Below are 22,316 nucleotides of genomic sequence, written 5' to 3' on the forward strand. Positions count from 1 at the left end.
TCGCGGTCAGGTGGTGACGCGGCAGAGGATCTCGCCGTGCAGGACGGACAGCCATCCGTCGCCGGCCGCCGCCCACTCCTGCCACCCCTCCGACATGCGCCGCAGGTCCGCCTCCGTGGCGGCGCCGGTGGCCACCGCCTGCCCGGCCATCGCCGAGCTCACGACGCGCTCGGCCCACATCCCGCCCCACCAGGCCCGGTCCTCCGGGTTGGCGAAGGTCCAGGTGCTGGACGTGGCGGTGACGTCCGCGAAACCGGCCTGCCGCGCCCAGGACAGCAGCCGCCGCCCCGCGTCGGGCTCGCCCCCGTTGCCGCGCGCGACCCGCTGGTAGAGCGCCATCCACTCGTCCAGCGCCGGCACCCGCGGCCACCAGGTGAACGCCGCGTAGTCGCTGTCCCGCACCGCCACGAACCCGCCCGGCTTGGTGACCCGCCGCATCTCCCGCAGCGCCCGCACCGGGTCGCCGACGTGCTGCAGCACCTGGTGGGCGTGGACCACGCAGAACGTGTCGTCCGGGTGGTCCAGCGCGTGCACGTCCGCCACGGCGAAGTCCACGTTCGTCAGCCCTCTGGCCGCCACCTCGGCCTTGGCCAGCTCCAGCGCGTCCGCGGTGACCTCGGACGCCGTCACCCGGCCGTCGGGGACGAGCGCCGCCAGGTCGGCGGTGATCGTGCCGGGGCCGCTGCCGACGTCCAGGATCCTCATGTGCGGCTTGAGGTGCGGCAGCAGGTACGCGGCGGAGTTCTCCGCGGTGCGCCAGCGGTGGGAGCGCAGCACGGACTCGTGGTGGCCATGGGTGTAGACGGCGTCCATCGGTGAACTCCCTCGTTCTCGGCGACGTTGCCGCCACCCTAACGCCATCTCATTATTTAAGAGAATCTGTCTTATATTTCAAGACATATCCCGCACTGCATACACTTGTGCCGGAATCGTTTGAGGAAGGGACACTGGTGGTGGGAGAGGTCCGGCCGATCGTGACCGTGGGGGACCCGGTGCTGCATCGCCCGTGCGAGCCGGTCACCCGGTTCGACGGCGAACTGGCGGCGCTCGTGGACGACATGTTCGCCAGCATGTACGCGGCCGAGGGCGTCGGCCTGGCCGCCAACCAGATCGGCGTGCCGCTGCGCGTGTTCGTCTACGACTGCCCGGACGACGAGGACGTGCGCCACAAGGGCGTCGTGGTCAACCCCGTGCTGGAGATGCCCGGGCTCGGCGAGCGGCACCTCGACGGCGGCGACGAGGGCTGCCTGTCGGTGCCCGGCCAGTACGCGCCGCTCCCCCGCTCCGACCGCGCCACCGTGCGCGGCTTCGACACGACCGGCGAGCCCGTGACAGTCGAGGGCACCGGGTTCCTGGCCCGGTGCCTGCAGCACGAGACCGACCATCTCGACGGCTACCTCTACATCGACCGACTGCCGGTCAAGCGGCGCAAGCAGGTGCTGGCGGCGTACCAGGACTCCCTCGCCGCACGCGACAGCGGCGGCTGATCCACCACTAAAGCGGATAAATCACCGCTATAGTGGAGGAATGGAAGGCGAAGGGGTCCTGTCCAGCGGCCTGTCCATGGCCGAGCTGGGGCAGCGCATCCGCGGTGAGCGGCAGGCGCGCGGGCTGTCCATCGAGCGGCTGGCCGAGCTGAGCGGCATCAGCAGGAGCATGGTCTCCGAGGTCGAGCGGGGCACGAAGACGCCGACCGTGCTGGTGCTCGACCGGCTGGCCACGGCGCTGGGCACGTCCATCTCGCGGCTGCTCGACGAGCCCGCGCACGGCGCGATGCGGGTGCTGCGGCACGCCGAGCAGCGGGTCCTGCGCGACCCGTCCGGCTGGGAGCGGCGGGTGCTGTCGCCGGTACTCGGCGAGGTGGAGTTCGAGTTCATGCGCACGACCATCGGCCCCGGCGTGGACGCGGGCGAGTTCATGCCGCACGCGCCCGGCTCCCGCGAGTACCTCGCCGTCGAGCACGGCGGCCTACGGCTGACGATCAACGGCAGGCCGTACGAGCTGACCGCCGGCGACTCGGTCTACTACCCGGGCGACTGCCGCCACGCCTACGCCAACCACGGCACCACCGACTGCGTCTTCTACCTCGCCATGGAGGTGGGCGGAGCCGGGCACCACGAACGACGGAGGGACTCCCCCGATGCATGAGCTTCGCCGCGCCGGCCTCAAGGCCGCCCAGATCATGGCCGACCATCTCGAAGGCGTCGCGGAGCGGCCGGTGTGGCAGCCGGTGCCCGGCGGCGAGCTGGCCTGGCTCACCGGCCAGGAGCTGCCCGAGACCGGCCGCGCGCTCGACGAGCTGCTGGAGGACGCGCGCGAGCACGTGCTGCCGTACCCGATGGGCAACGGCCACCCGCGCTTCTTCGGCTGGGTGAACTCGCCGCCCAACCCGGCGGGCGTGCTGGTCGAGCCGCTGGCCGCGGCGCTCAACCCGAGCTGCGCGGGCGGCGACCACGCGGGCCCGCACCTGGAGCGGGCGGTGGTGCGCTGGCTGGCCGGGCTCGTCGGCTTCCCGCACCCGCCCGGCGGCGGGCTGCTGACCAGCGGCGCGTCCATGGCGACCGTGATCTGCCTGGCCACCGCCCGGCAGCAGGCGGCCCTCGCGGCCGGCTGGGACGCCCGCGAGGAGGGCCTGTCCGGGCGTCCGCCCATGGTCATGTACGTCACCGAGGAGGGGCACAGCTGCCTGCACAAGGCGGCCCAGCTCCTCGGCCTCGGCGCGCGGAACGTCCGGACCGTGCCGGTGGACGCGGCGTACCGGATGGACGTGCGGGCGCTGCGCGCGATGATCGCCGAGGACCTGGACGCGGGGCTGCGGCCGTTCTGCGTGGCGGGCAGCGCGGGCACCGTGAACTCCGGCGCGGTCGACCCGCTCGACGAGATCGCCGACGTGGCGGCGGCGTACGGGCTGTGGTTCCACGTGGACGGGGCCTACGGCGCGCTCGGCGTGCTGGCCGACGGGGCGGCGCCGCACTACGCGGGGCTGGAGCGGGCCGACTCGCTGGCCCTCGACCCGCACAAGTGGCTGGGCGTGCCGGTGGGCTGCGGCTGCGCGCTGCTGCGCGACCCGTCCGCCGCGCGGGCCGCGTTCAGCCTGGTGCCGTCGTACCTGGTGGACGAGAACGGGGGCGACCTGGGCTGGTTCGCCGAGTACGGGCCCGAGCAGACCCGGCCGTTCCGCGCGCTGAAGACCTGGGCGACGCTGTCGCACCTGGGCCGGTCGGGCGTCAAGCGCCTGGTCGACCACACGACGGGGATGGCGCGCACGCTCGGCGCGATGGTCGAGGCGGCTCCCGACTTCGAGCTGCTCGCCCCGGTCACCACCTCCATCACCGCCTTCCGGCACACCCCGCGGGCCGACGGGCTGGACGAGCTGAACCGGGCCATCCCGGTCGCGGTGCAGGCGCGCGGCAACGCGTTCCTCACCGGCACCCGGCTCGGCGGGCGGGACGCGCTGCGCACCTGCATCCTGCACCCGGACACCACCGAGCAGGACCTGGTGGTGCTCCTGGACGAGATCCGCCTGGCGGCCAAGGCGCTGCTCTAGCGTCTAGCGGGAGATCGGCACGCCCCGCCCTCCCGGCGAAGCGGCGCGGGGCGGTGAGAGGCACATCCGCCCGGGTAGGGGGTCGGCTGACCCGACCTACAGGAGGATCCCATGGCGAAGACCGTGGCAGATGTGATGACCTCTCACCCGGCGACGGTTGAGGCCGACCAGCCGGTGTCCGTCGCGGCGTCGCTCATGCGCGACAACGACACCGGCGCGGTCATCGTCAACGACAACGGCCGCATCAAGGGCATCGTCACCGACCGCGACATCACCGTCCGCGTCGTCGCCGACGAGCGCGGCCCCGACACCCCGGTGCGCGAGGCGTGCAGCCCGTCCGTCGAGGCCGTCGGCCCCGACACCAGCATCGACCAGGCCGTCCAGCTCATGCGCACGCACGCCGTGCGCCGCCTGCCTGTGGTCGAGGACGGCCGCGCGGTCGGCGTCGTCAGCCTGGGCGACCTGGCCATGGAGCGCGACCCGAACTCCGCCCTCGCCGACATCTCGGCCGCGGCGGGCAACCGGTAGGTAATCAGGTAGTAGCGTCGGCCGTGTGGTGACGGTCGATGACGTACGGCAGTTCGCGCGCACGCTCCCGCGTTCCTCGGAGCACCTCATCAGGGACCGCGTGAAGTTCCGCGTAGGCAAGATCGTCTACGTGGCGTTCTCGCGTGACGAGAGCCTGATGGGGTTCGGGTTTCCCAAGGAGGAACGCGCCGCCCTGGTGGCTGCCGAGCCTGAGAAGTTCCTGCTTCCGCGGGAGTCCGACATGCGTTTTCACTGGGTCGAGGTGCGCACCGCCGCCATCGACGTGGCGGAGATGCGGGAGCTGGTGCTGGAGGCGTGGCGGATGTGCGTACCCAAGAAGGTGCGGCTGGAGCAGGAGCTCGCCGCCGGACGCACGCTCTAGCGGCGAGCACCCGCCCCGGCCCGCGCATGCCAGCGAGCGTCCGCCTCCGCGCGCGCCCGGCCTCTCGCGCGCTTGCTTCGAGCGCCTGACCCAGCGCCAGCCGACGACAACCCCCAGCTCTGCGCGGGCCGACGGCAGGCCCTGGCCCGTGCGTGCTGACGGCGGGCCCCGGCCCGTGCGTGGAGACGGCGGGCCCTCCGTTCAGCGTGCGCCGGTGGCAGGCGCCCTGCTCAGCTCACCGCCTGCTTCACCAGCGCGCCGATCCGCGCCTCCACCTCGGCCGTCATCTCGGTCAGCGCGAAGGCGGCCGGCCACATCGCCCCTTCGTCCAGCCGCGCCTGGTCGCTGAACCCGAGCGTCGCGTACCGCGTCTTGAACTTGGCCGCGGGCTGGAAGTGGCAGACGAGCTTGCCGTCCCGCGCGTAGGCGGGCATGCCGTACCAGAGCTTGGGCGCGAGCTCCGGCGCGCTGGCGGTGATGACGGCGTGGACGCGCTCGGCCAGGGTCCGGTCCGGCTCCTGCATCTCGGCGATCTTCGCGAGGACGTCCCGCCTGGCCTCCTCCGCCTTGTCCGCCTTCGAGCCGCGGCGCGTGGCCGTCTTCAGCTCCTTGGCGTGGTCCCGCATCGCGGCCCGCTCCTCGGCCGTGAACCCTTCATACGTGCTGGTCATCACATACTCCTTCGCTACACACGACACGTGTCGTTTCCTCGCAGCAGACCTTGCCATCCACTCCCCGAGTGTGTCAACACGCGCCGTGTCGTTTCCTGTAGGGTGGGCCGCATGCCCCAGGAGCCCAACCCGCAGCGACGCAGCGAGAAGAGCCGGACCGCGATCATCGAGGCCGCCCTGGAGCTGTGCGCCGAGCACGGGTACGGGCACGTCACGGTCGAGGCGATCGCCGCCCGCGCCAAGGTGAGCAAGAAGACGATCTACCGCTGGTGGCCGTCCAAGGGCGCGGTGGTCCTGGACGCGCTGGACGAGACCGTCAACCCCGCCATCGCGTTCCCCGACACCGGCGACCTCCGCGCCGACCTGGAGGCCCAGATGTGGGGGCTCCTGCACGGCGTCATGACCGAGCCACGCACCGGGCGCGCGCTGACCGGCCTGATCGCCGACACCCAGCACGATCCCGACCTGGCCCGCAGCCTGAACGACGACCTGATCCGGCCGCGCGCCGACGAGGCCCGAGCCCGCCTCACCAAGGCGAAGACCGACGGTCAGATCGACCCCGATGCCGACCTCGACCTGGCCCTGGAGCTTCTCTACGGCCCCGTCTACTACCGCCTGCTGCTCCACCAGGGCGACCTGCACACCCGCGCGGAGCTGGGGAAACTCATCGACCACGTCCTGAGCGCCCTCGCGCCGGAGGGAAAAGCGCTTGCCCGCTCCCCCGCCCTCGACCAGGATCACTGATCATGACGCAGCAGGACTGGGTGCGCTGGCATGACGCCTACGACGAGCCGGGCTCGTCCCTGAAAGACCGCCTCGACCACGTGCGCAGGTGGGTCGGGACGGCGCTCGACGAGGGCGCGTCACAGGTGGTCAGCCTGTGCGCGGGGCAGGGCCGCGACCTGCTGCCGGTGCTGGCCGGGCATCCCCGGCGCGGCCAGGTGCGGGCGCGGCTCGTGGAGCTGGACGAGCGGAACGCCGCCGTCGCCAGGAGCGCCGCGCCCGAAGGGGCCGAGGTGGTGTGCGGGGACGCGGCGGTGACGGGAGCCTACGCGGGCGCCGTGCCTGCGGACCTGGTGCTGGTGTGCGGGGTGTTCGGGAACATCACCGACGACGACATCCGCCGCACGGTCGCCACCCTGCCGCAGCTCTGCGCGCCCGGCGCGATGGTGATCTGGACCAGGGGGCGGCACGAGCCCGACCTGGTGCCGGCGATCTGCGGGTGGTTCGAGGGCTGCGGGTTCGAGCGGGTGGCGGTCGAGGGCGAGGGCACCAAGTACGGGGTCGGGGTGCACCGGTACGCCGGTCCGCCGGTGGCGCTGGAGCCTGACCGGCGGATGTTCACGTTCATTCGCTGACCTCCGCCGATGGCGCTGGAGCCCGAGCGGTGGGTGTTCACGTTTCGTCCGCCGACGGCCTCGGCGCGCGGCCGGTCAGCGGGTGACGCCTCCGCGCGTGGTCGGTCAGCGGGTGACGTAGCGGTAGAGGTCGCGGGCGATCGCGGTGGTGCGCTTGACCGAGGAGCTCCACGTGCCGCCCGCCGGGTGCGCCGTCAGCACGGCCATGACGAACCGGTCGCCCTTGCCCGCCAGTCCGGTCGTGTGCAGCACCGGCCGGCCGTAGTCGGGCACGCCCGAGCCGGTGGCCCGCTGCGAGATCCACGAGATGGGCGCCCCGACGGCCCTGGCGTCCGTGGTGTACACAGCGGGCGCCGCCGTGGCGGCGGGCGGCGAAACGGAGGATGAGGCGGTCTGGGCGGCGCGCGCGTTGCATCGGACCGGGGGCGTGGTGCCGAAGCCCGACCAGCCCTGCTTGACCGCCCACGGCCGCGGCACCCCGTCGGGGATGCCGAAGGTCTGGTCGAAGCCGTCGGTGCCGCACGGCGTGGACTGCCGCAGGTGCCCGAGGATGGTGTCCCTGACGCGGGGCTCGGCCCTGTCGAGCAGGTAGCGGTAGGTGCGCACGATGTCGTACGCGCTCAGCGACGTGTACCCCCAGAACCCGGGCTTGGACGCGGGCGGCGGCGCGGTGTCGGACAGCCCGAGCCTGCGTGCCTGCCTGACGATGATCTGCCCCTTGCCCAGCCGGTCCCACAGGGTGGAGGCGGCGTCGTCGTCGCTGGAGCGCAGCATGATCTTCAGCAGCCTGGCGTCGGCGGCGGGCACGCTCTTGCGCCGCTCCAGGTAGTCGATCGCGATGAGGATCTTGACGACGGAGGCCGAGCGGTACTTCCGGTGCGCGTTCCGCGTGGCGACGATCTTGCCGGCCTGCCGGTCGAAGACCACCCAGGCCGCGGTCGTCCCGGCCGGGACGCGGGGCGGCTGGACCGCCCCGGCTGCGCGAACGGGACTCGCGAGTGCGGCGTGGGCGGGACTCGCGAGCGTGGCGTGGGCTGGGCTCGCGAGCGGGGCGGCGACGAGAGGGACCGCGACGAGCGGAGCTGCGACGAACGGGGTTGCGGCCGTGGGCAAGATTCGCACCCGCCTATAACTACCAGATTTCGCCAACCCACTCTTGACCGACCAACGAAAGCGGGTATAAACACAGAAGAAACCAACCCGAAACGGCGGTGAATCAACATCATGTACGCCGAGGAGCGGCAGCAGGAGATCCTGCGGAGAGCGCGGGCAGCGGGCCGCGTCGACGTGGTGACGCTGGCCGCCGAGCTCGACGTGACCACAGAGACGATCCGCCGCGACCTGACGTCGCTGGAGCGGGCGGGCGTGCTGCGCCGCGTGCACGGGGGCGCGATCCCCGTGGAGCGGCTGGGGTTCGAGCCCGCGCTGGCCACCCGCGACGAGGTCATGACGGCTGAGAAGGAGCGCATCGCCAAGGCGGCGCTGGCCGAGCTGCCCGAGGACGGGTCCGTGATCATCGACGCGGGCACCACGACGGGCCGCCTGGTGCAGGTGCTGCCCGCCGACCGGGAGCTGACCGTGGTGGTCAACTCCCCGCCGCTGGCCACCGTGCTGGCCGCCCGCGCCAACCTGCACGTGATCATGCTGGGCGGCCGGGTCCGCGGCAAGACGCTCGCCACGGTGGACGACTGGGCGCTGCGCCCGCTGGCCTACCTCAACGTGGACGTGGCGTTCATGGCCACCAACGGCTGCTCGCCGACCCGCGGCCTGACCACGCCCGACCCGGCGGAGGCGGCGATCAAGCGGGCCATGGTCAAGGCCGCGCAGCGCAGCGTGCTGCTGGCCGACCACACGAAGTTCGGCAACACGTACCTGTCCACGTTCGCGGAGCTGAGCGAGATCGACGTGGTGATCACCGACACCGGCCTCGACATGACGCTGGCCGCCGACCTGGCGGCGGCCGGTCCGGAGGTGATCAGGGCGTGATCCTCACCCTGACCCTCAACCCCAGCCTCGACCGCACCATCGAGATCGCCTCGCTCGACCGCGGCGCGGTCATCCGCGCCGCCGCCGCCCACCTCGACCCCGGCGGCAAGGGGGTGAACGTCTCGCGCGCCCTGCTGGCCAACGACGTGGCGAGCAGGGCGGTGATCCCGTACGGCGGGGACGAGGGCAGGCAGCTCGTCCGCCTGCTGGCCGCCGAGGGGCTCGACATGGTGACCGTCCCGGTGACGGGCCCGACTCGGTCGAACGTCACGCTCGCCGAGCCCGACGGCACCGTCACCAAGATCAACGAGCCGGGCACCGCACTGTCTCCCGACGAGTTGGACACGATCGCCGACGCCGTGCTGGCCGCCGCCCACGCGGGCGTTCAGGGGGCCGACTGGGTGGTGGCCTCGGGGAGCCTGCCGCCCGAGGTGCCCGCCGACGTGTACGCCCGGCTGTGCCGCAGGTTCGCCGGCGCCGGCATCCACATGGCCGTCGACACCAGCGGGCCCGCGCTGTCCTGCGCGCTCGGCGCCGCGCCCGCCCTGGTCAAGCCGAACCTGGAGGAGCTGTCGGCGGCCACCGGCATGCCGATCCGCAGCCTGGGCGACGTGGCCGAGGCGGCGGGCAAGCTGCGGGCGGCCGGCGCGCGTACCGTGCTGGCCAGCCTGGGCGCCGACGGCGCGGTGCTCGTCGAGGAGCGCGGCAGCTGGTACGGCGAGGCCGCCGTCACCGAGCCGCGCAGCTCCGTCGGCGCGGGCGACGCCATGCTGGCCGGTTTCCTCGCCGCTGGAGGCTCCGGGCCCGAGGCGCTGGAACAGGCGCTGGCCTGGGGCGCCGCCGCCGTCCGACTGCCCGGCAGCCGCATGCCGGGCCCCGCCGACATCGACCACGGCGCCGTCACCATCGGCCCGCCCGACCCCCAACGCCCGCTCTCGACCTCCCCATTCGCCTGAACCCTGACCCTTCGCCCGAACTCCGACCCTTCGCCTGAACCCCGACCTTCCCCTACACCCCAACGCTTCGCCTGATAGCTCCGACCTCCCCTTCACCCGAAACCCCCTTCTCCTGAGGGCCCCCGAACTCCCTCGTCTGAAGAGCCCCGGCGCACGCATCCCGACAGAGAAAGCGGCTGCTCAACCCCCCAGAAGGAGCACGTCCATGGCCGACACCTACACCCCTCCGGTCACCGGGACCGGAGTCAAGGCCACCATCCAGCGCATCGGCGGCCACCTGGCCGGCATGATCATGCCGAACATCGGCGCGTTCATCGCCTGGGGCCTGATCACCGCCCTGTTCATCCCGACGGGCTGGCTGCCCAACGAGGACCTCGCGAAGATGGTCGGCCCCATCATCGGGACGCTGCTCCCGGTCCTCATCGCCTACACCGGCGGCCGGATGGTGCACGGGCAGCGCGGTGCGGTCGTCGGCGCCGTCGCGGTGATGGGCGTCGTGGTGGGCACGGAATCGCCGATGTTCCTCGGCGCCATGATCATCGGCCCGCTCACCGCTCTGATCCTGAAATATGTGGACAAGTTCACGGAGGAGCGCACCAAGGCCGGCTTCGAGATGCTGGTGGACAACTTCTCCGCCGGCATCGTGGGCGGCGCGATGGCCATCGTCGGCTTCTACGGCATCGGCCCGATCGTCCAGACCGTCACCACCGCCGCAGGCAACGCGGTGGAGTGGCTGATCACCAACAACCTGCTGCCGATCTCCTCCGTGCTGATCGAGCCGGCCAAGGTGCTGTTCCTGAACAACGCCATCAACCACGGCGTGCTGAGCCCGCTGGGCGTGGCAGAGGCCGCCGAGACGGGCAAGTCGATCCTGTTCATGCTGGAGTCGAACCCGGGGCCCGGCCTGGGCCTGCTGCTGGCGTTCCTGCTCTTCGGCCCGCGCGCCATGCGGCCGACCACCCCCGCCGCGATGATCATCCACTTCTTCGGCGGCATCCACGAGATCTACTTCCCGTACGTGCTCATGAAGCCCCGCCTCATCCTCGCCGTCATCGTGGGCGGCGCGGCCGGGGTGTTCACGTTCATGGTCACCGGCGCCGGCCTGGTCGCCACGCCGTCACCCGGCAGCATCTTCGCCTACCTCGCGGTCACCCCGAAGGGCGGCTGGCTCAGCTCCAGCCTCGGGATCCTGGTGGCGACCGGCGTGACGTTCGCCGTCGCGGCCGTCCTGCTCGGGTTCGGCAGGGGCGAGAAGGCCGAGCCCGCCGACGCCGCAGAAACCACCCAGAAGGAGAGCTGAGACATGGCAGGCATCGACAGCAAGGACATCCACAAGATCATCGTGGCCTGCGACGCGGGCATGGGCAGCAGCGTCATGCTCGCCTCCCAGCTCAAGAAGCAGCTCAAGGGGACCGGCGTGACCGTGGAGCACACCCCGGTCAACTCCATCCCGGACGACGCCGACGTCGTCCTGTGCCACTCGGGCCTGGCCGCGCGTGCGAAGGCGGCCGCTCCGGGGAAGGTACTGGTGTCGTTCCAGATCTTCCTCGGCGACCCGGCGGTGACCCGGCTGGTGAACACCATCAAGAACGGCGGCACGGTCGATGCGTGACGACCTGCTCGACCCGCGGGCCGTCCTGCTGCACGAGAGCGCCCCCGACCGCACGGCGGCCATCCACCGGTGCGGGCGGGCGCTCGTCGAGGTGGGCGCGGTCGCGGAGCCGTACATCGAGGCGATGCTCGAACGCGAGCGGTCGATCTCCACCTACGTCGGCGAGGGCGTGGCCATCCCGCACGGGACGAACGCCTCCAAGGGGGACGTCCTGCGCGACGCGATCTGCGTCGTGCGCTTCCCCGGCGGCGTCGACTGGGACGGCGAGCACGTCACGCTCTGCGTCGGCATCGCCGCCAAGGACGACGGTCACGTGCCGCTGCTGGCGGCGCTGGCCGAGATCCTGCTCGACCCCGACCGGGCGCGAGCACTGCGCGAGGCCACCGAGGTCTCGGACGTCATCAAGGAGCTGACAACATGAAGGTCGCGCGCTTCCACGCGCCCGGCGACATCAGGATCGAGGACGCGCCCGAGCCGGTCGCCGGCCCCGGCGAGCTGAAGATCCGGGTACGCAACTGCTCGACCTGCGGCACCGACGCCAAGATCTACAAGTTCGGGCACCACCACATCGTGCCGCCGCGCGTGATGGGCCACGAGATCGCCGGGGAGGTGGTGGACACCGGCGCCCGCGTGCAGGTGATCGCCGCGATCCCGTGCGGCACGTGCCCCGACTGCGCGGCCGGCCGCCGTACGGTGTGCCCGAACCAGGAGTCGATGGGCTACCACTACGACGGCGGGTTCGCCGAGTACATGATCATTCCGGCGAAGGTGCTGGCCGTGGACGGCGTCAACGCCATCCCCGACGGCGTGGGCTTCGCGGAGGCGTCCGTGGCCGAGCCGCTCGCGTGCGTGCTCAACGGCCAGACGCTCGCCCGCGTCGGGCCAGGCGACGACGTGGTGGTGATGGGCGCGGGCCCGATCGGCTGCCTGCATGTGCGGCTGGCCCGGGCGCGCGGGGCGAACCGGGTGTTCCTCGTGGACGTCAACGCCGAACGCCTGGCGATGGCCGCCGAGCTCGTCCGTCCCGACGCGGCCGTCGACGCCGACCCCGTCGAGCAGGTGCTCAAGCTGACCGGCGGCCGGGGCGCCGACGTCGTGATCACGGCGGCGGCGTCGGGCGCCGCACAGGAGCAGGCGGTGCGGATGGCGGCCCGGCAAGGGCGGATCAGCTTCTTCGGCGGGCTGCCCAAGGACGACCCGATCATCGCGCTCGACTCCAACCTCGTGCACTACCGGGAGCTGACGATCGTCGGCGCGAACGGCTCCAGCCCTGCCCACAACGCCGAGGCGCTGCGGCTGGTGGCGGAGGGCGCCGTGCCGGTGTCCGACCTGATCACCCACCGGCTGCCGCTGCCGCGCGTGCTGGACGGGATCGACCTCGTCCGCCGTGGCGAGGCCATCAAGGTCACCATTGAACCCTGAGAGGAGGTTTGCGATGGCGCAGCGAACCGTGGTCGTGGGCTCTGCCAGCGGCCTGCACGCCCGTCCGGCCAAGCTGTTCGTGCAGGCGGCGGTGAAGTCGGGGGTGCCGGTGACGATCCGGGCCGGGGAGAAGACGGTGCCGGCCAAGAGCATGCTGGGGGTGTTGTCGCTCGGGGTCGTGCAGGGCACGGAGGTCACGCTGGAGGCGGAGGGGCCGGGGGCCGAGGAGGCGCTGGACGCGCTGGCGGCGCTGCTGGCCCGCGACCTGGACGCGGAAGAGGCCCTCGATGCCTGACGACGGCCCGCGTCGCGACGACGGCGCGCGCGCTGATGACCGCCCGAGCGGGGACGGCGGCGCTCGTGGGCACATGAAGGGGCCCTGGGAGGGGGCCGGGGGGCGGCTGGTCGGGCTGGGGGTCAGTCAGGGGCGGGCCGCCGGGCCGATGATCCGGCTGGGCGAGCCGCCGAAGCTGCCCGCCCCCGGCCCCGTCACGGATCCTGGCGCCGAGGCGGCCACCGTCGGCAAGGCGCTGGAGGCGGTCGCCGCCGAGCTGAACCGGCGCGCCCTGGCGGCGGGCGGCGAGGCGGCCGAGATCCTGGAGGCCCTCGCCATGATCGCCGAGGACCCCATCCTGCTGGAGGAGGCCGAGCGGCACACGGCCGGCGGCCACGCCGCCCCCCACGCCCTGGACGCCGCCTTCACCAAGCACCGCGAGGCCCTGGCCGCGCTCGGCGGCTACCTCGCCGAACGGGCCGCCGACCTCGACGATCTCAAGCACCGCGCCGTGGCCTCCGCCCTCGGCCTGCCGATGCCCGGCCTGCCCTCCCCCGGCCACCCGTACGTGCTGGTCGCCACCGACCTCTCCCCCGCCGACACCGCCGGGCTCGGCCCGGACGTGCTGGCGCTGGTCACCGAGCGCGGCGGGCCCACGAGCCACACCGCGATCCTGGCCAGGAGCAGGGGGCTGCCCGCCGTGGTGGCGTGCGCGGGCGTCATGGATCTCGACGACGGGACGATGATCGGTGTGGACGGCGGCACCGGCGAGGTGGCGATCGGGCTCAGCGAGCAGGAGACGTCCGAGGTCGTCCAGGGTGAGACGGCGCGCAGGGCCCGGCTCCAGGCGAGCCGCGGGCCGGGCGGCACGGCCGACGGGCACGCGGTGAAGCTGCTGCTCAACATCGGCTCGGCCGCCGACCTGCCCCAGGGTGAGGACGGGGCGGACGCTGAAGGGGTCGGGCTGTTCAGGACGGAGTTCCTGTTCCTCGACCGCAAGCAGCCGCCGTCGTTCGAGGAGCAGGTCTCGGCCTACGCGGAGGTGTTCGCCCGGGCGGAGCACGTGGTGGTGCGCACGCTCGACGCCGGCACCGACAAGCCGCTGCCCTTCCTCGGCCTCCCCGGGGAGCAGAACCCGGCGCTGGGCGTGCGCGGCCTGCGGGTGGACCGGCTGCTGCCCGGCGTCCTGGACACCCAGCTCGACGCGATCGCCACCGCGGCGCGTCAGGCGGGCGCCGAGCCCTGGGTGATGGCGCCCATGGTGACCACGGCCGGGGAGGCGGGCGACTTCGCCCGGCGGGCGCGCGCCAAGGGCATCGCGCGGGTGGGCGTGATGGTGGAGGTCCCGGCGGCGGCGCTGCGCGCGGGGCGGCTGCTGCGGGAGGTGGACTTCCTCAGCATCGGCACCAACGACCTGGCCCAGTACACCTTCGCCGCCGACCGCCAGCACTCCGTCCTGGCCGACCTGCTGGACCCGCGCCAGCCGGCCCTGCTGGAGCTGATCGCCAGGTGCGCGGAGGCGGGCGTCCGGGCGGGCAAACCGGTCGGGGTGTGCGGCGAGGCGGCCGGCGACCCGTTGCTGGCGCCGCTGCTGGTCGGTCTGGGGGTGACGAGCCTGTCGATGGCGGGCGTGTGCGTCCCGGCGGTGCGCGAGGCGCTCGCGGAGGTCACTCTGGACGAATGCCGCGAACGGGCTCGCGCCGCGCTGGAGTAGGACGGGAGGTCAGGCGACCGGAGCGGCCGGTTCCGGGTTGTGCGCCTTGAGGCTCAGCCGGTCGCCCTCGACGTCCACCGTCACCTTCCCGTGCTCCGCCACCTCCCCGGTCAGCAACATCGTCGACAACCGGTTGTCCAGCTCCCGCTGCACCGTCCGGCGCAACGGCCGCGCCCCGAACTCGGGCTGGTACCCCCGCTGGGCCAGCCAGTCCTTGGCCGCGTCCGTGACCTCCAGCGTCACGCCCTGGCCGCGCAGCCGCTGCCGGGTCCGCTCCAGCAGCAGGTCCACGATCTGGCGGAGCTGCTCGCGCTCCAGCCGCTTGAAGATGATCGTCTCGTCGATGCGGTTGAGCAGCTCGGGCCGCAGCGAGCGGCGCAGCAGGTCCATGAGCTGCTGCTCGACGTCCCCGGTGGCCTCCAGGACGAGCTGCGCGCCGATGTTGCTGGTCATGATGACGATCGTGTTGGTGAAGTCGACGGTGCGTCCCTGGCCGTCGGTGAGGCGGCCGTCGTCCAGCATCTGCAGCAGGATGTTCATGACGTCGGGGTGGGCCTTCTCGATCTCGTCGAGCAGGACGACACAGTGCGGGCGGCGGCGGACGGCCTCGGTGAGCTGCCCCGCCTCCTCGTACCCGACGTAGCCGGGCGGCGCCCCGATGAGCCGCGAGACCGTGTGCCGCTCCTGGAACTCGCTCATGTCGATGCGCACCATGTGCTCCTCGCCGCCGAACAGCGCCGCCGCGAGCGCCCTGGCCAGCTCGGTCTTGCCGACGCCTGTGGGGCCGAGGAACAGGAAGCTGCCGATGGGCCGGTTCGGGTCCGACAGGCCGGCCCTGGCCCTGCGCACGGCCTCGGCGATGGCGACGACGGCCTCGTCCTGGCCGATGACCCGTTTGTGCAGGTGCTCCTCCAGCCGCATGAGCCGGTCGCGTTCCTGCTCGGTGAGCTGGGTGACGGGGATGCCGGTGCGGCGGGAGACGACCTCGGCGATGTCCTCCACCATGACCTGCGGCACGCTGTCCTCGCCGTGCCTGGCCCGGTCCACCTCGGGGCGGAGCTTGTCGATCTGGACGGTCAGCTCCTTGGCGCGGTCGAAGTCGTCGGCGGAGACGGCCTGGTCCTTGTCGCGGCGCAGCGACCGCAGGCGTTCCTCCAGCTCGCGCACGTCGCTGCCGGGCGTGCTGGAGCGCAGCCGGACGCGGGCGGCGGCCTGGTCGATGAGGTCGATGGCCTTGTCGGGCAGGAACCGGTCGGAGATGTAGCGGGCCGACAGGTTGGCCGCCGCGTCGAGGGCCTCGTCGGTGATGCGGACCTGGTGGTGGGCCTCGTACGCGTCCCGCAGGCCGGCCAGGATCTCGACCGTCTGCTCCACGGTGGGCTCGGCGACCAGGATGGGCTGGAAGCGGCGTTCGAGCGCGGCGTCCTTCTCGATGTTCTTGCGGTACTCGTCGATGGTGGTGGCCGCGACGACGTGCAGCTCGCCGCGGGCCAGGGCGGGCTTGAGAATGTTGGCGGCGTCCATGCCGCCCTCGGCGGAGCCCGCGCCGACCAGGGTGTGCACCTCGTCGATGAAGACGATGATCTCGTCGGCGTGCGCCCGCACCTCGTCGATGACCTTCTTGATGCGCTCCTCGAACTCGCCGCGGTACTTCGACCCGGCCACCATCCCTGTCAGGTCGAGGGCGACGACGCGGCGGTCCTTGAGCGTGTCGGGGACGCTGCCGTTCACGATGCGCTGGGCGATGCCCTCGACGATCGCGGTCTTGCCGACGCCTGGCTCGCCGATCAGGCACGGGTTGTTCTTGGTGCGCCGCGACAGCACCTCGATGCACTGCTCGATCTCGTCCTCGCGGCCCACGACGGGGTCGATGCGGCCCTGCCTGGCCTCCTCGGTGAGGTCGCGGCCGTACTCGTCGAGCGAGGGCGTGTCACTGGCGCGGCGGCCGTCGCCCCGGCCCCCGCCGCCACCGCCGCCCGCCGGGCGGGCCATGAGGGCCTGCTGCAGCTCGTTCGCCGAGACGCCCTGCTCCTGCAGGAGGCGGGCGGCGACGGAGTCGGGGTTGGCGGCCAGCGCGAGCAGCAGGTGCTCAGGGCCGATGTAGGACGACTGCAGGGCCCGCGAGATGCGCTGGGCGTCGAGGATGGCGCGTTTGGTCGCCGGGGACAGCGTGGTGGGCGGCTCGGCGGGCTCGCCGGGCCCGGCGGCGTCGTCGATGCGGTCGCGCAGCCGCCCCACGTCCACGCCCGCCGCGCGCAGCAACGCCTGCCCGGAGTCGAGGTCGGTCAGCGCGTCCAGCAGGTCGAGCACGTCGAGGTCGGCGGCGCCGCGCCGGCCCGCGCGCTCCAGCGCGTCGCTCAGCACCTCCCTGGCCTCGGCGCTGAGCAGCCGGCCCACGTCCACCCGCTGGACGCTGGGCCGGGACGGCGGCCAGCCCTCCATGCCGCCGAACACGCGGCCGGTGAGCTCCTCGAACCCTCTGAACGGGTCTCCACCGAAGAACGAACTCGACATCACAGGTCCCCCTCGCAGTCAGGGGACATCTAGCCGCACTCACCGCATGACAACGCCAACCACCGGTAAAGAGGTCATTCGTTCGAAGCCACGAGGTCGATGATCGGGGTGTCGCCGGACACGAGCTCCAGCGTCCGCCCGGACGTGCCGGGGTTGTCCAGGAGCGCCACGATCACGGCGGCCACGTCGTCGCGCGGCACCGCGCCCGGCGGCACCTCGGGCGCCAGCCGCACCAGCCCCGTGCCGGGCTCGTCGGTGAGGCGGCCGGGCCTCAGGATGGTCCAGGCCAGATCGCGGCCCCGCAGGTCCTCCTCGGCCTCCGTCTTGGCCTTGATGTAGGCGGCCCACACCTCGTCATCACCTGGGTCACGGCCGGGCGCGATCGGCTTGCCCGCGCCGATGGAGGAGATCTGGATGAAGCGCCGCACGCCCGCCCGCTCGGCCGCGTCGGCGAGCAGCGCGGACGCGCCGCGGTCGACGGTGTCCTTGCGGGCCGCGCCGCTGCCGGGGCCCGCGCCCGCGGCGAAGACGACGGCGTCGGCCCCCTCGACGATCCGCGCGACCTCCTCGACGCTCGCCCGTTCCAGGTCGCACAGCACGGCCTCGGCCCCGGTCGCCTCGACGTCGGCGAGGTGCGCCGGATTGCGTACCAGACCCACCGCCCCCGACTTGAGCCTGGCGGCCAGCCGCAGCGCGATCTTCCCGTGTCCCCCCGCGATGATGATCCGCATAGCGGCCATGGTGTCATGGACGCATGTACGACTTCCCGGAGGCACCCACCCCCGCGTTCCTGTTCGACCTGGACGGCACCCTGATCGACAGCGTCTACCAGCACGTGGTGGCCTGGCGGCAGGCGCTGTCCGGGATGGGCATCGACCTGTCGGTGTGGCGGATCCACCGGCGCATCGGCATGAGCGGCGGGCTGTTCGTCAGCGCGCTGCTGCGCGAGACCGGGCTCAAGCTGACCCGGGAGCAGATCGACGAGCTGCAGACCCACCACGCCGACGCGTACGAGCAGCAGGTCGGCTCCGTCAAGCCGCTGCCCGGCGCGAAGGAGCTGCTGGGCGAGCTGAGCGCGCGCAGCGTGCCGTGGGCGATCTGCACCAGCGGGTACGCCCGGACGGCCCGCCTCGCGCTGGGCATGCTCGACCTGCCCGGCGACACCCCGATGGTCACCCGCGACCTGGTGCGCCGGGCCAAGCCGGACCCCGACCTGTTCCTCGCCGGTGCGGCGCTGGTGCGGGTCGATCCGGCGCACGCCATGGTGGTGGGCGACAGCGTCTGGGACCTGCTCGCCGCCCGCCGGGCCGGCTCGCTGGGCATCGGGCTGCTGTCCGGCGGGTACGGCAGGGACGAGCTGGAGCGCGCGGGCGCGTTCAGGGTGTACGCCGACCCGGCGGACATGCTCGACCGGCTCGACGAGCTCGGGGTCCGTCAAAGTGATTGACATGGGAATATCTCCGCGAACCCCCGAGCTGGATCATGCGTATTCCCCAAAGAGGAGCTGAGATGGACTTGGCAGACATCGGCGTCACCGGTCTGGCGACCATGGGGCGCAACCTGGCCCGCAACCTGGCCAGGCACGGCTATGCCGTGGCCGTGCACAACCGGTCGCACAGCCGTACCGAGCAGTTGGTGAAGGAGTTCGGCGGGGAGGGCACGTTCATCCCGTCCGAGGACCTCGCCGCCTTCGTGGCCTCGCTGAAGCGGCCGCGGCGCGCGATCATCATGGTGAAGGCGGGCGCCGGCACCGACGCGGTGATCGACCAGCTCGCCGACCTGATGGAGCCGGGCGACATGATCGTCGACGGCGGCAACGCGCACTTCGAGGACACCCGGCGGCGCGAGGCGGCGCTGCGCGAGCGCGGCCTGCACTTCGTCGGCACCGGCATCTCCGGCGGCGAGGAGGGCGCGCTGAACGGCCCGAGCATCATGCCGGGCGGCTCGAAGGAGTCGTGGGAGGCGCTCGGCCCGATCCTGCAGGACATCGCGGCCAAGGTGGACGGCGTGCCGTGTTCCGTGCACGTCGGCCCCGACGGCGCCGGGCACTTCGTGAAGATGGTGCACAACGGCATCGAGTACTCCGACATGCAGCTCATCGCGGAGTCGTACGACCTGCTGCGGCAGGCCCTGGGCGCGACGCCGGCGGAGCTGGCCGAGGTGTTCAGGGAGTGGAACCGCGGCGAGCTCGACTCCTACCTGATCGAGATCACCGCCGAGGTGCTCGACCAGGTGGACGCCGAGACCGGAAAGCCGTTCGTGGACCTCGTGGTCGACCAGGCCGAGCAGAAGGGCACCGGCCGCTGGACCGTGCAGAGCGCCCTCGACCTGGGCGTTCCCGTGACGGGCATCGCGGAGGCCACGTTCGCGCGGGCCCTGTCGGGCCACCCCGAGCAGCGCGCCGCCGCCCAGTCGCTGGCCGGGCCGAAGCTGTCCGGGGTCGGCGGGCGCGAGCTGATCGAGGACGTGCGGCAGGCCCTGTACGCCTCCAAGATCGTCGCCTACGCCCAGGGCTTCGACCAGATGGCGGCGGCCTCGAAGGAGTACGGCTGGGACCTCGACCTGGGCGCCATGGCCACGATCTGGCGGGGCGGCTGCATCATCCGCGCCAAGTTCCTCGACCGGATCAGGGCGGCGTACGACGCGAACCCGAACCTGCCGACGCTGCTCGCCGACCCGACGTTCGCGGGCGCGCTGGAGACGGCGCAGGAGTCGTGGCGGCGCGTCGTCACCACCGCGGTGCAGATCGGCGTGCCGACGCCCGGCTTCTCCTCGGCCCTGGCCTACTATGACGGGCTGCGCCGCGACCGCCTCCCGGCGGCGCTGGTGCAGGGACTGCGCGACTTCTTCGGCGCGCACACCTACCGCCGGGTGGACAAGGAGGGCACCTTCCACACGGACTGGTCCGGCGACCGCACGGAGCGGCCGGCGTAGCCCTCACCTGTCTGTCATCGGGTCGGCGAGCAGCACTCGGCTCTCGTACGGCCCGACCGGCGCGGCTTCTGCCGCCCGCACGGCTTCTGCCGCCCGCACGGCTTCTACCGCCCGCACGGCTTCTACCGCCCGTACGGCTTCTGCCGCCCGCACGGACGCGACCGGCATGGCTCTCGCCGACCGTGCGGCGGCGGGTCTCAGCGGCCGCTGCCGATCACCGGGTTGGCGAGCGCCGTCACCAGGCAGAAGCCGATGGGCCCGGCGGTGTCGTGCATGGTCACCTGACCTGTGGCGACGCCGTCGGCGCTGGCGTGCCCGGTGGACTCGACCCCGACCAGGTCGCCCTCGGGCAGCCTGGCGAGCGTCAGCGTGTAGTCGGCGTTGATGAAGCGCAGCCCGTCCCGCTGGGCGTTGGCGAGCGGGCTGGCGAAGTCGGCGGCCAGCGCCGTCCGTACGAACGGGGTCAGCGGCTCGTCGTCCACCAGCGGGTGCTTCTCACGCAGCCAGGCCCGCCCCGGCTCACCGAACGGCCTCACCCACCACAGATCGAACGGCGGCCGCCACCCGTCACCCTCGGTCGGCGGCGCGGCGGGCGGCGGCTCGTCCCAGGCGGGGGTGACCAGCGCCCGCTCGCCGCCGGGCTGCTCACTCTCCCGCAGCAGCACGCCGGACGCCCGCGCGATCACGCCCTGCTCGGTGGAGATCACGGCGTCGGCCACCCGGATCCTGCGGCCGTCCCTGACCAGCGTGGTCTCCACGGTGACGGGGAGCATCGGGCTGTTGCGGAACAGGTCCACGGTCAGCCGGGCGAAGCGCAGGCCCGGCTCGGCGTACCGCTCCTCCAGGGCACGGGCGGCCAGCCCGCCGAGCAGGCGGCCGTGGAGCATGTCGGGGGACCAGGGGCCGCGGGCGTGGGGGGCGGGGACCAGCTCGTCCCTTTTGTGCGTGAAGAACGCTGATGTCACAGAACGATATTCTAGACAGAGATCAGGCGAACCGCCGAGCGCGCACACTACCCCTTTCCCGCCGCGCTCCAGGCGCCTGATCTGTTCGTGGCGGACGTCCGCGAGTTCTTCTCCGGGCTGGCCTGACCCGCGCGGAGGTCCGTAAGCTCCGGTAGATGCGCGATCTAGGTGAGGACCCCCGGCCGTCCCGGGGCGCGGTACGCGAGATCCACTCACTCCGGGAGGCCGTCACCCTGGCCTACTCCCCCGACCTCGACGGCCTGGCCGACCCGGGGGAGATCATCTGGGCGTGGGTGCCGTACGAGGAGGACCCGTCGCGGGGCAAGGACCGGCCGCTGCTGGTCGTGGGCCGCACGGGCCGCCGGCTGCTGGGCATGATGCTGTCCAGCAGGGGCGACGACGGGCCCGACTGGCTGGAGCTGGGGGCGTGGGGGCGTGACGGCAAGACGTCGTACGTGCGGCTGGACCGGGTGTTCGTGCTCGACGAGGACGACATCAGGCGCGAGGGCGCGGTGCTCGACGGCGAGCGGTTCGCCCGGGTCGCGGCCCGGCTGATGAAGACCCACGGGTGGGGGGTCGGCCGGTGAGGTTCACGCCGGCCGCCCGGTCGTTCGTGGCGGGGCTGCTGGTGAGCAACAGCGCCCCGCACCTGGCCACGGCCGTCACCGGCCGCCGCCATCTCACCCCGCTGGCGGGGCGCCGGTCCGGGCCGGGCGTCAACCTGCTGTGGGGCGCGGCCAACCTGGCGGGCGGGCTGGCGCTGCTGCGCGCGTCGGCGCGGGCCGGGCAGCCCGGCGAGGCGTGGGACGCGCGGCTCGTCGCCTTCGAGGGCGGCTGCCTGGTGTTCGCGGCGTGGATGGCGGTCACCGAGCGGCTCTTCCCGATGAACCACGAGGGAGCCTGACGCGGTGTCCCCGCTGATCAGGAAGATCGACTCCGTCGCCGTCCCTGTGCCTGACCTCGACGCTGGCCTGCGGTTCTACCGGGACAGGCTCGGGCACGAGCTGCTGTGGCGCAACGACGAGCTCCGCCAGGCCGGGCTGGCGCTGCCCGAGAGCGACGCGGAGATCGTCCTGTCCACCGGGGGCGATCTGGCGCCGGCGTGGCTGGTCACCTCGGCGGACGAGGCCGCCGCCGAGGTGGTCGCGGCTGGCGGGCGGGTGGTGGCCGAGGCCGCTGACATTCCGGTGGGCCGGTTGGCGGTGGTGGCCGATCCGTTCGGGAACGTGCTGGTGCTGCTCGACCTGTCCAAGGGGCGGTACACGACCGACGCGGGCGGCTCGGTGACGGGTGTGGCCGGACCCGGCGAGGCGTGATCACGGGGATCACGCATCCGCACGAGGTGGGATCACGGTGATCACGCGTCCCCGCAAGACGTGATCGCGGTGACCGCGCACACCGGCGGGCTGGGATCACGGTGATCGCGGTGACCGCGCACGCCGGTGGGGTGTGA

Annotated in this window: 27 protein-coding genes; 20 read left to right on the forward strand and 7 right to left on the reverse strand. The window is 72.7% G+C overall.

What is annotated here, in order from left to right:
* Positions 1 to 6: 6 nt before the first annotated feature.
* A complete protein-coding gene (locus tag ABD331_RS34885; protein WP_344484428.1) occupies positions 7 to 813 on the reverse strand; it encodes a class I SAM-dependent methyltransferase in 807 nt (268 codons plus the stop codon).
* A gap of 137 nt (positions 814 to 950) precedes the next feature.
* Between ABD331_RS34885 and def the strand changes: the two genes are divergently transcribed.
* The 5 genes from def to ABD331_RS34910 all read left to right on the forward strand — a co-directional run bounded on the left by def (position 951) and on the right by ABD331_RS34910 (position 4,457).
* A complete protein-coding gene (def, locus tag ABD331_RS34890) occupies positions 951 to 1,487 on the forward strand; it encodes a peptide deformylase (protein ID WP_344484430.1) in 537 nt (178 codons plus the stop codon).
* Positions 1,488 to 1,527: 40 nt separating this feature from the next.
* Positions 1,528 to 2,148 carry a helix-turn-helix domain-containing protein gene (locus ABD331_RS34895; RefSeq protein WP_344484432.1) on the forward strand — a complete coding sequence of 207 codons (621 nt, stop codon included), beginning with the start codon at positions 1,528 to 1,530 and terminating at the stop codon, positions 2,146 to 2,148.
* A complete protein-coding gene (locus ABD331_RS34900; protein WP_344484434.1) occupies positions 2,141 to 3,547 on the forward strand; it encodes a pyridoxal phosphate-dependent decarboxylase family protein in 1,407 nt (468 codons plus the stop codon). The genes ABD331_RS34895 and ABD331_RS34900 overlap by 8 nt, the downstream gene beginning before the upstream one ends.
* 111 nt (positions 3,548 to 3,658) lie before the next feature.
* Entirely contained in the window at positions 3,659 to 4,075 is a 417-nt protein-coding gene (locus ABD331_RS34905; protein WP_148442510.1) for a CBS domain-containing protein, read from the forward strand.
* 25 nt (positions 4,076 to 4,100) lie between these two features.
* Complete coding sequence (locus ABD331_RS34910) at positions 4,101 to 4,457, forward strand: MmcQ/YjbR family DNA-binding protein (RefSeq protein WP_344484438.1); 357 nt, start codon at positions 4,101 to 4,103, stop codon at positions 4,455 to 4,457.
* A gap of 230 nt (positions 4,458 to 4,687) precedes the next feature.
* Here ABD331_RS34910 and ABD331_RS34915 read toward each other — a convergent pair whose 3' ends face one another.
* Positions 4,688 to 5,128 (reverse strand): iron chaperone, encoded by a 441-nt coding sequence (locus ABD331_RS34915; protein WP_344484441.1) that lies wholly within the window; start codon positions 5,126 to 5,128, stop codon positions 4,688 to 4,690.
* Between the two features lie 111 nt (positions 5,129 to 5,239).
* Between ABD331_RS34915 and ABD331_RS34920 the strand changes: the two genes are divergently transcribed.
* Positions 5,240 to 5,872 (forward strand): TetR/AcrR family transcriptional regulator, encoded by a 633-nt coding sequence (locus tag ABD331_RS34920; protein WP_344484444.1) that lies wholly within the window; start codon positions 5,240 to 5,242, stop codon positions 5,870 to 5,872.
* A 2-nt stretch (positions 5,873 to 5,874) separates the two neighbouring features.
* Complete coding sequence (locus ABD331_RS34925; RefSeq protein WP_344484447.1) at positions 5,875 to 6,486, forward strand: class I SAM-dependent methyltransferase; 612 nt, start codon at positions 5,875 to 5,877, stop codon at positions 6,484 to 6,486.
* Between the two features lie 105 nt (positions 6,487 to 6,591).
* Here ABD331_RS34925 and ABD331_RS34930 read toward each other — a convergent pair whose 3' ends face one another.
* Positions 6,592 to 7,599, reverse strand: coding sequence for a D-alanyl-D-alanine carboxypeptidase family protein (locus ABD331_RS34930; protein WP_344484450.1), 1,008 nt, complete (start codon positions 7,597 to 7,599; stop codon positions 6,592 to 6,594).
* A 111-nt stretch (positions 7,600 to 7,710) separates the two neighbouring features.
* Between ABD331_RS34930 and ABD331_RS34935 the strand changes: the two genes are divergently transcribed.
* The 8 genes from ABD331_RS34935 (at position 7,711) to ptsP (ending at position 14,450) form a co-directional block, all read left to right on the forward strand.
* Positions 7,711 to 8,472, forward strand: coding sequence for a DeoR/GlpR family DNA-binding transcription regulator (locus ABD331_RS34935; protein WP_344484453.1), 762 nt, complete (start codon positions 7,711 to 7,713; stop codon positions 8,470 to 8,472).
* Complete coding sequence (gene pfkB, locus ABD331_RS34940) at positions 8,469 to 9,428, forward strand: 1-phosphofructokinase (RefSeq protein ID WP_344484456.1); 960 nt, start codon at positions 8,469 to 8,471, stop codon at positions 9,426 to 9,428. The genes ABD331_RS34935 and pfkB overlap by 4 nt, the downstream gene beginning before the upstream one ends.
* Positions 9,429 to 9,633: 205 nt before the next feature.
* Entirely contained in the window at positions 9,634 to 10,728 is a 1,095-nt protein-coding gene (gene mtlA, locus ABD331_RS34945; protein WP_344484459.1) for a mannitol-specific PTS transporter subunit IIC, read from the forward strand.
* A gap of 3 nt (positions 10,729 to 10,731) precedes the next feature.
* Positions 10,732 to 11,040, forward strand: a complete 309-nt coding sequence (locus tag ABD331_RS34950) for a PTS sugar transporter subunit IIBC family protein (protein WP_222871875.1) — start codon at positions 10,732 to 10,734, stop codon at positions 11,038 to 11,040.
* Entirely contained in the window at positions 11,033 to 11,461 is a 429-nt protein-coding gene (locus tag ABD331_RS34955) for a PTS mannitol transporter subunit IIA (protein ID WP_344484465.1), read from the forward strand. Before ABD331_RS34950 ends, ABD331_RS34955 begins: the two co-directional genes overlap by 8 nt.
* Complete coding sequence (locus tag ABD331_RS34960) at positions 11,458 to 12,462, forward strand: zinc-dependent dehydrogenase (RefSeq protein WP_148442501.1); 1,005 nt, start codon at positions 11,458 to 11,460, stop codon at positions 12,460 to 12,462. The genes ABD331_RS34955 and ABD331_RS34960 overlap by 4 nt, the downstream gene beginning before the upstream one ends.
* 13 nt (positions 12,463 to 12,475) lie before the next feature.
* Positions 12,476 to 12,757: an HPr family phosphocarrier protein gene (locus ABD331_RS34965; RefSeq protein WP_344484472.1), complete on the forward strand. Its 282-nt coding sequence runs from the start codon at positions 12,476 to 12,478 to the stop codon at positions 12,755 to 12,757.
* 73 nt (positions 12,758 to 12,830) lie between these two features.
* Positions 12,831 to 14,450: a phosphoenolpyruvate--protein phosphotransferase gene (ptsP, locus tag ABD331_RS34970; RefSeq protein WP_344484475.1), complete on the forward strand. Its 1,620-nt coding sequence runs from the start codon at positions 12,831 to 12,833 to the stop codon at positions 14,448 to 14,450.
* A gap of 9 nt (positions 14,451 to 14,459) precedes the next feature.
* Here the strand turns inward: ptsP and ABD331_RS34975 are convergent, their stop codons facing one another.
* A complete protein-coding gene (locus ABD331_RS34975; RefSeq protein WP_344484478.1) occupies positions 14,460 to 16,964 on the reverse strand; it encodes an ATP-dependent Clp protease ATP-binding subunit in 2,505 nt (834 codons plus the stop codon).
* A 74-nt stretch (positions 16,965 to 17,038) separates the two neighbouring features.
* Positions 17,039 to 17,695 carry an SDR family oxidoreductase gene (locus ABD331_RS34980; protein WP_344484481.1) on the reverse strand — a complete coding sequence of 219 codons (657 nt, stop codon included), beginning with the start codon at positions 17,693 to 17,695 and terminating at the stop codon, positions 17,039 to 17,041.
* Positions 17,696 to 17,718: 23 nt separating this feature from the next.
* Between ABD331_RS34980 and ABD331_RS34985 the strand changes: the two genes are divergently transcribed.
* On the forward strand, positions 17,719 to 18,411 hold the full coding sequence (locus tag ABD331_RS34985; protein ID WP_344484484.1) for an HAD family hydrolase: 693 nt from the start codon (positions 17,719 to 17,721) through the stop codon (positions 18,409 to 18,411).
* A 62-nt stretch (positions 18,412 to 18,473) separates the two neighbouring features.
* Entirely contained in the window at positions 18,474 to 19,898 is a 1,425-nt protein-coding gene (gndA, locus tag ABD331_RS34990; RefSeq protein WP_344484487.1) for an NADP-dependent phosphogluconate dehydrogenase, read from the forward strand.
* Positions 19,899 to 19,901: 3 nt separating this feature from the next.
* Here the strand turns inward: gndA and ABD331_RS34995 are convergent, their stop codons facing one another.
* Positions 19,902 to 20,066 (reverse strand): hypothetical protein, encoded by a 165-nt coding sequence (locus ABD331_RS34995; protein WP_344484491.1) that lies wholly within the window; start codon positions 20,064 to 20,066, stop codon positions 19,902 to 19,904.
* 29 nt (positions 20,067 to 20,095) lie between these two features.
* Positions 20,096 to 20,863: an acyl-CoA thioesterase domain-containing protein gene (locus ABD331_RS35000; protein WP_344484494.1), complete on the reverse strand. Its 768-nt coding sequence runs from the start codon at positions 20,861 to 20,863 to the stop codon at positions 20,096 to 20,098.
* Positions 20,864 to 21,018: 155 nt separating this feature from the next.
* Here ABD331_RS35000 and ABD331_RS35005 point away from each other — a divergent pair, with 155 nt between their 5' ends.
* Genes ABD331_RS35005 through ABD331_RS35015 form a run of 3 tightly spaced genes read left to right on the forward strand, consistent with a single transcriptional unit; the run spans position 21,019 to position 22,179 of the window.
* Positions 21,019 to 21,450, forward strand: coding sequence for a type II toxin-antitoxin system PemK/MazF family toxin (locus ABD331_RS35005; protein ID WP_344484497.1), 432 nt, complete (start codon positions 21,019 to 21,021; stop codon positions 21,448 to 21,450).
* A complete protein-coding gene (locus ABD331_RS35010; RefSeq protein ID WP_344484500.1) occupies positions 21,447 to 21,767 on the forward strand; it encodes a hypothetical protein in 321 nt (106 codons plus the stop codon). The genes ABD331_RS35005 and ABD331_RS35010 overlap by 4 nt, the downstream gene beginning before the upstream one ends.
* A gap of 4 nt (positions 21,768 to 21,771) precedes the next feature.
* A complete protein-coding gene (locus ABD331_RS35015) occupies positions 21,772 to 22,179 on the forward strand; it encodes a VOC family protein (RefSeq protein WP_344484503.1) in 408 nt (135 codons plus the stop codon).
* Positions 22,180 to 22,316: the final 137 nt, after the last annotated feature.

Origin of the sequence: Nonomuraea monospora (assembly GCF_039531895.1) — a bacterium.
Classification (GTDB): Bacteria; Actinomycetota; Actinomycetes; order Streptosporangiales; family Streptosporangiaceae; genus Nonomuraea; species Nonomuraea monospora.

What these genes read in the sequence shown, in the direction of transcription:
- ABD331_RS34885 (WP_344484428.1), bottom strand. Translation starts at nt 813, where the DNA reads ATGGACGCCGTCTACACCCATGGCCACCACGAGTCCGTGCTGCGCTCC.
- ABD331_RS34895 (WP_344484432.1), top strand. Translation starts at nt 1,528, where the DNA reads ATGGAAGGCGAAGGGGTCCTGTCCAGCGGCCTGTCCATGGCCGAGCTG.
- ABD331_RS34965 (WP_344484472.1), top strand. Translation starts at nt 12,476, where the DNA reads ATGGCGCAGCGAACCGTGGTCGTGGGCTCTGCCAGCGGCCTGCACGCC.
- ABD331_RS34975 (WP_344484478.1), bottom strand. Translation starts at nt 16,964, where the DNA reads ATGTCGAGTTCGTTCTTCGGTGGAGACCCGTTCAGAGGGTTCGAGGAG.
- ABD331_RS34995 (WP_344484491.1), bottom strand. Translation starts at nt 20,066, where the DNA reads ATGCCGGTCGCGTCCGTGCGGGCGGCAGAAGCCGTACGGGCGGTAGAA.
- ABD331_RS34920 (WP_344484444.1), top strand. Translation starts at nt 5,240, where the DNA reads ATGCCCCAGGAGCCCAACCCGCAGCGACGCAGCGAGAAGAGCCGGACC.
- ABD331_RS34985 (WP_344484484.1), top strand. Translation starts at nt 17,719, where the DNA reads ATGTACGACTTCCCGGAGGCACCCACCCCCGCGTTCCTGTTCGACCTG.
- ABD331_RS34955 (WP_344484465.1), top strand. Translation starts at nt 11,033, where the DNA reads ATGCGTGACGACCTGCTCGACCCGCGGGCCGTCCTGCTGCACGAGAGC.
- ptsP (WP_344484475.1), top strand. Translation starts at nt 12,831, where the DNA reads ATGAAGGGGCCCTGGGAGGGGGCCGGGGGGCGGCTGGTCGGGCTGGGG.
- ABD331_RS34950 (WP_222871875.1), top strand. Translation starts at nt 10,732, where the DNA reads ATGGCAGGCATCGACAGCAAGGACATCCACAAGATCATCGTGGCCTGC.
- ABD331_RS34980 (WP_344484481.1), bottom strand. Translation starts at nt 17,695, where the DNA reads ATGCGGATCATCATCGCGGGGGGACACGGGAAGATCGCGCTGCGGCTG.
- ABD331_RS34905 (WP_148442510.1), top strand. Translation starts at nt 3,659, where the DNA reads ATGGCGAAGACCGTGGCAGATGTGATGACCTCTCACCCGGCGACGGTT.
- ABD331_RS34925 (WP_344484447.1), top strand. Translation starts at nt 5,875, where the DNA reads ATGACGCAGCAGGACTGGGTGCGCTGGCATGACGCCTACGACGAGCCG.
- mtlA (WP_344484459.1), top strand. Translation starts at nt 9,634, where the DNA reads ATGGCCGACACCTACACCCCTCCGGTCACCGGGACCGGAGTCAAGGCC.
- ABD331_RS34960 (WP_148442501.1), top strand. Translation starts at nt 11,458, where the DNA reads ATGAAGGTCGCGCGCTTCCACGCGCCCGGCGACATCAGGATCGAGGAC.
- ABD331_RS34900 (WP_344484434.1), top strand. Translation starts at nt 2,141, where the DNA reads ATGCATGAGCTTCGCCGCGCCGGCCTCAAGGCCGCCCAGATCATGGCC.
- gndA (WP_344484487.1), top strand. Translation starts at nt 18,474, where the DNA reads ATGGACTTGGCAGACATCGGCGTCACCGGTCTGGCGACCATGGGGCGC.
- ABD331_RS34935 (WP_344484453.1), top strand. Translation starts at nt 7,711, where the DNA reads ATGTACGCCGAGGAGCGGCAGCAGGAGATCCTGCGGAGAGCGCGGGCA.
- ABD331_RS35005 (WP_344484497.1), top strand. Translation starts at nt 21,019, where the DNA reads ATGCGCGATCTAGGTGAGGACCCCCGGCCGTCCCGGGGCGCGGTACGC.
- ABD331_RS34915 (WP_344484441.1), bottom strand. Translation starts at nt 5,128, where the DNA reads ATGACCAGCACGTATGAAGGGTTCACGGCCGAGGAGCGGGCCGCGATG.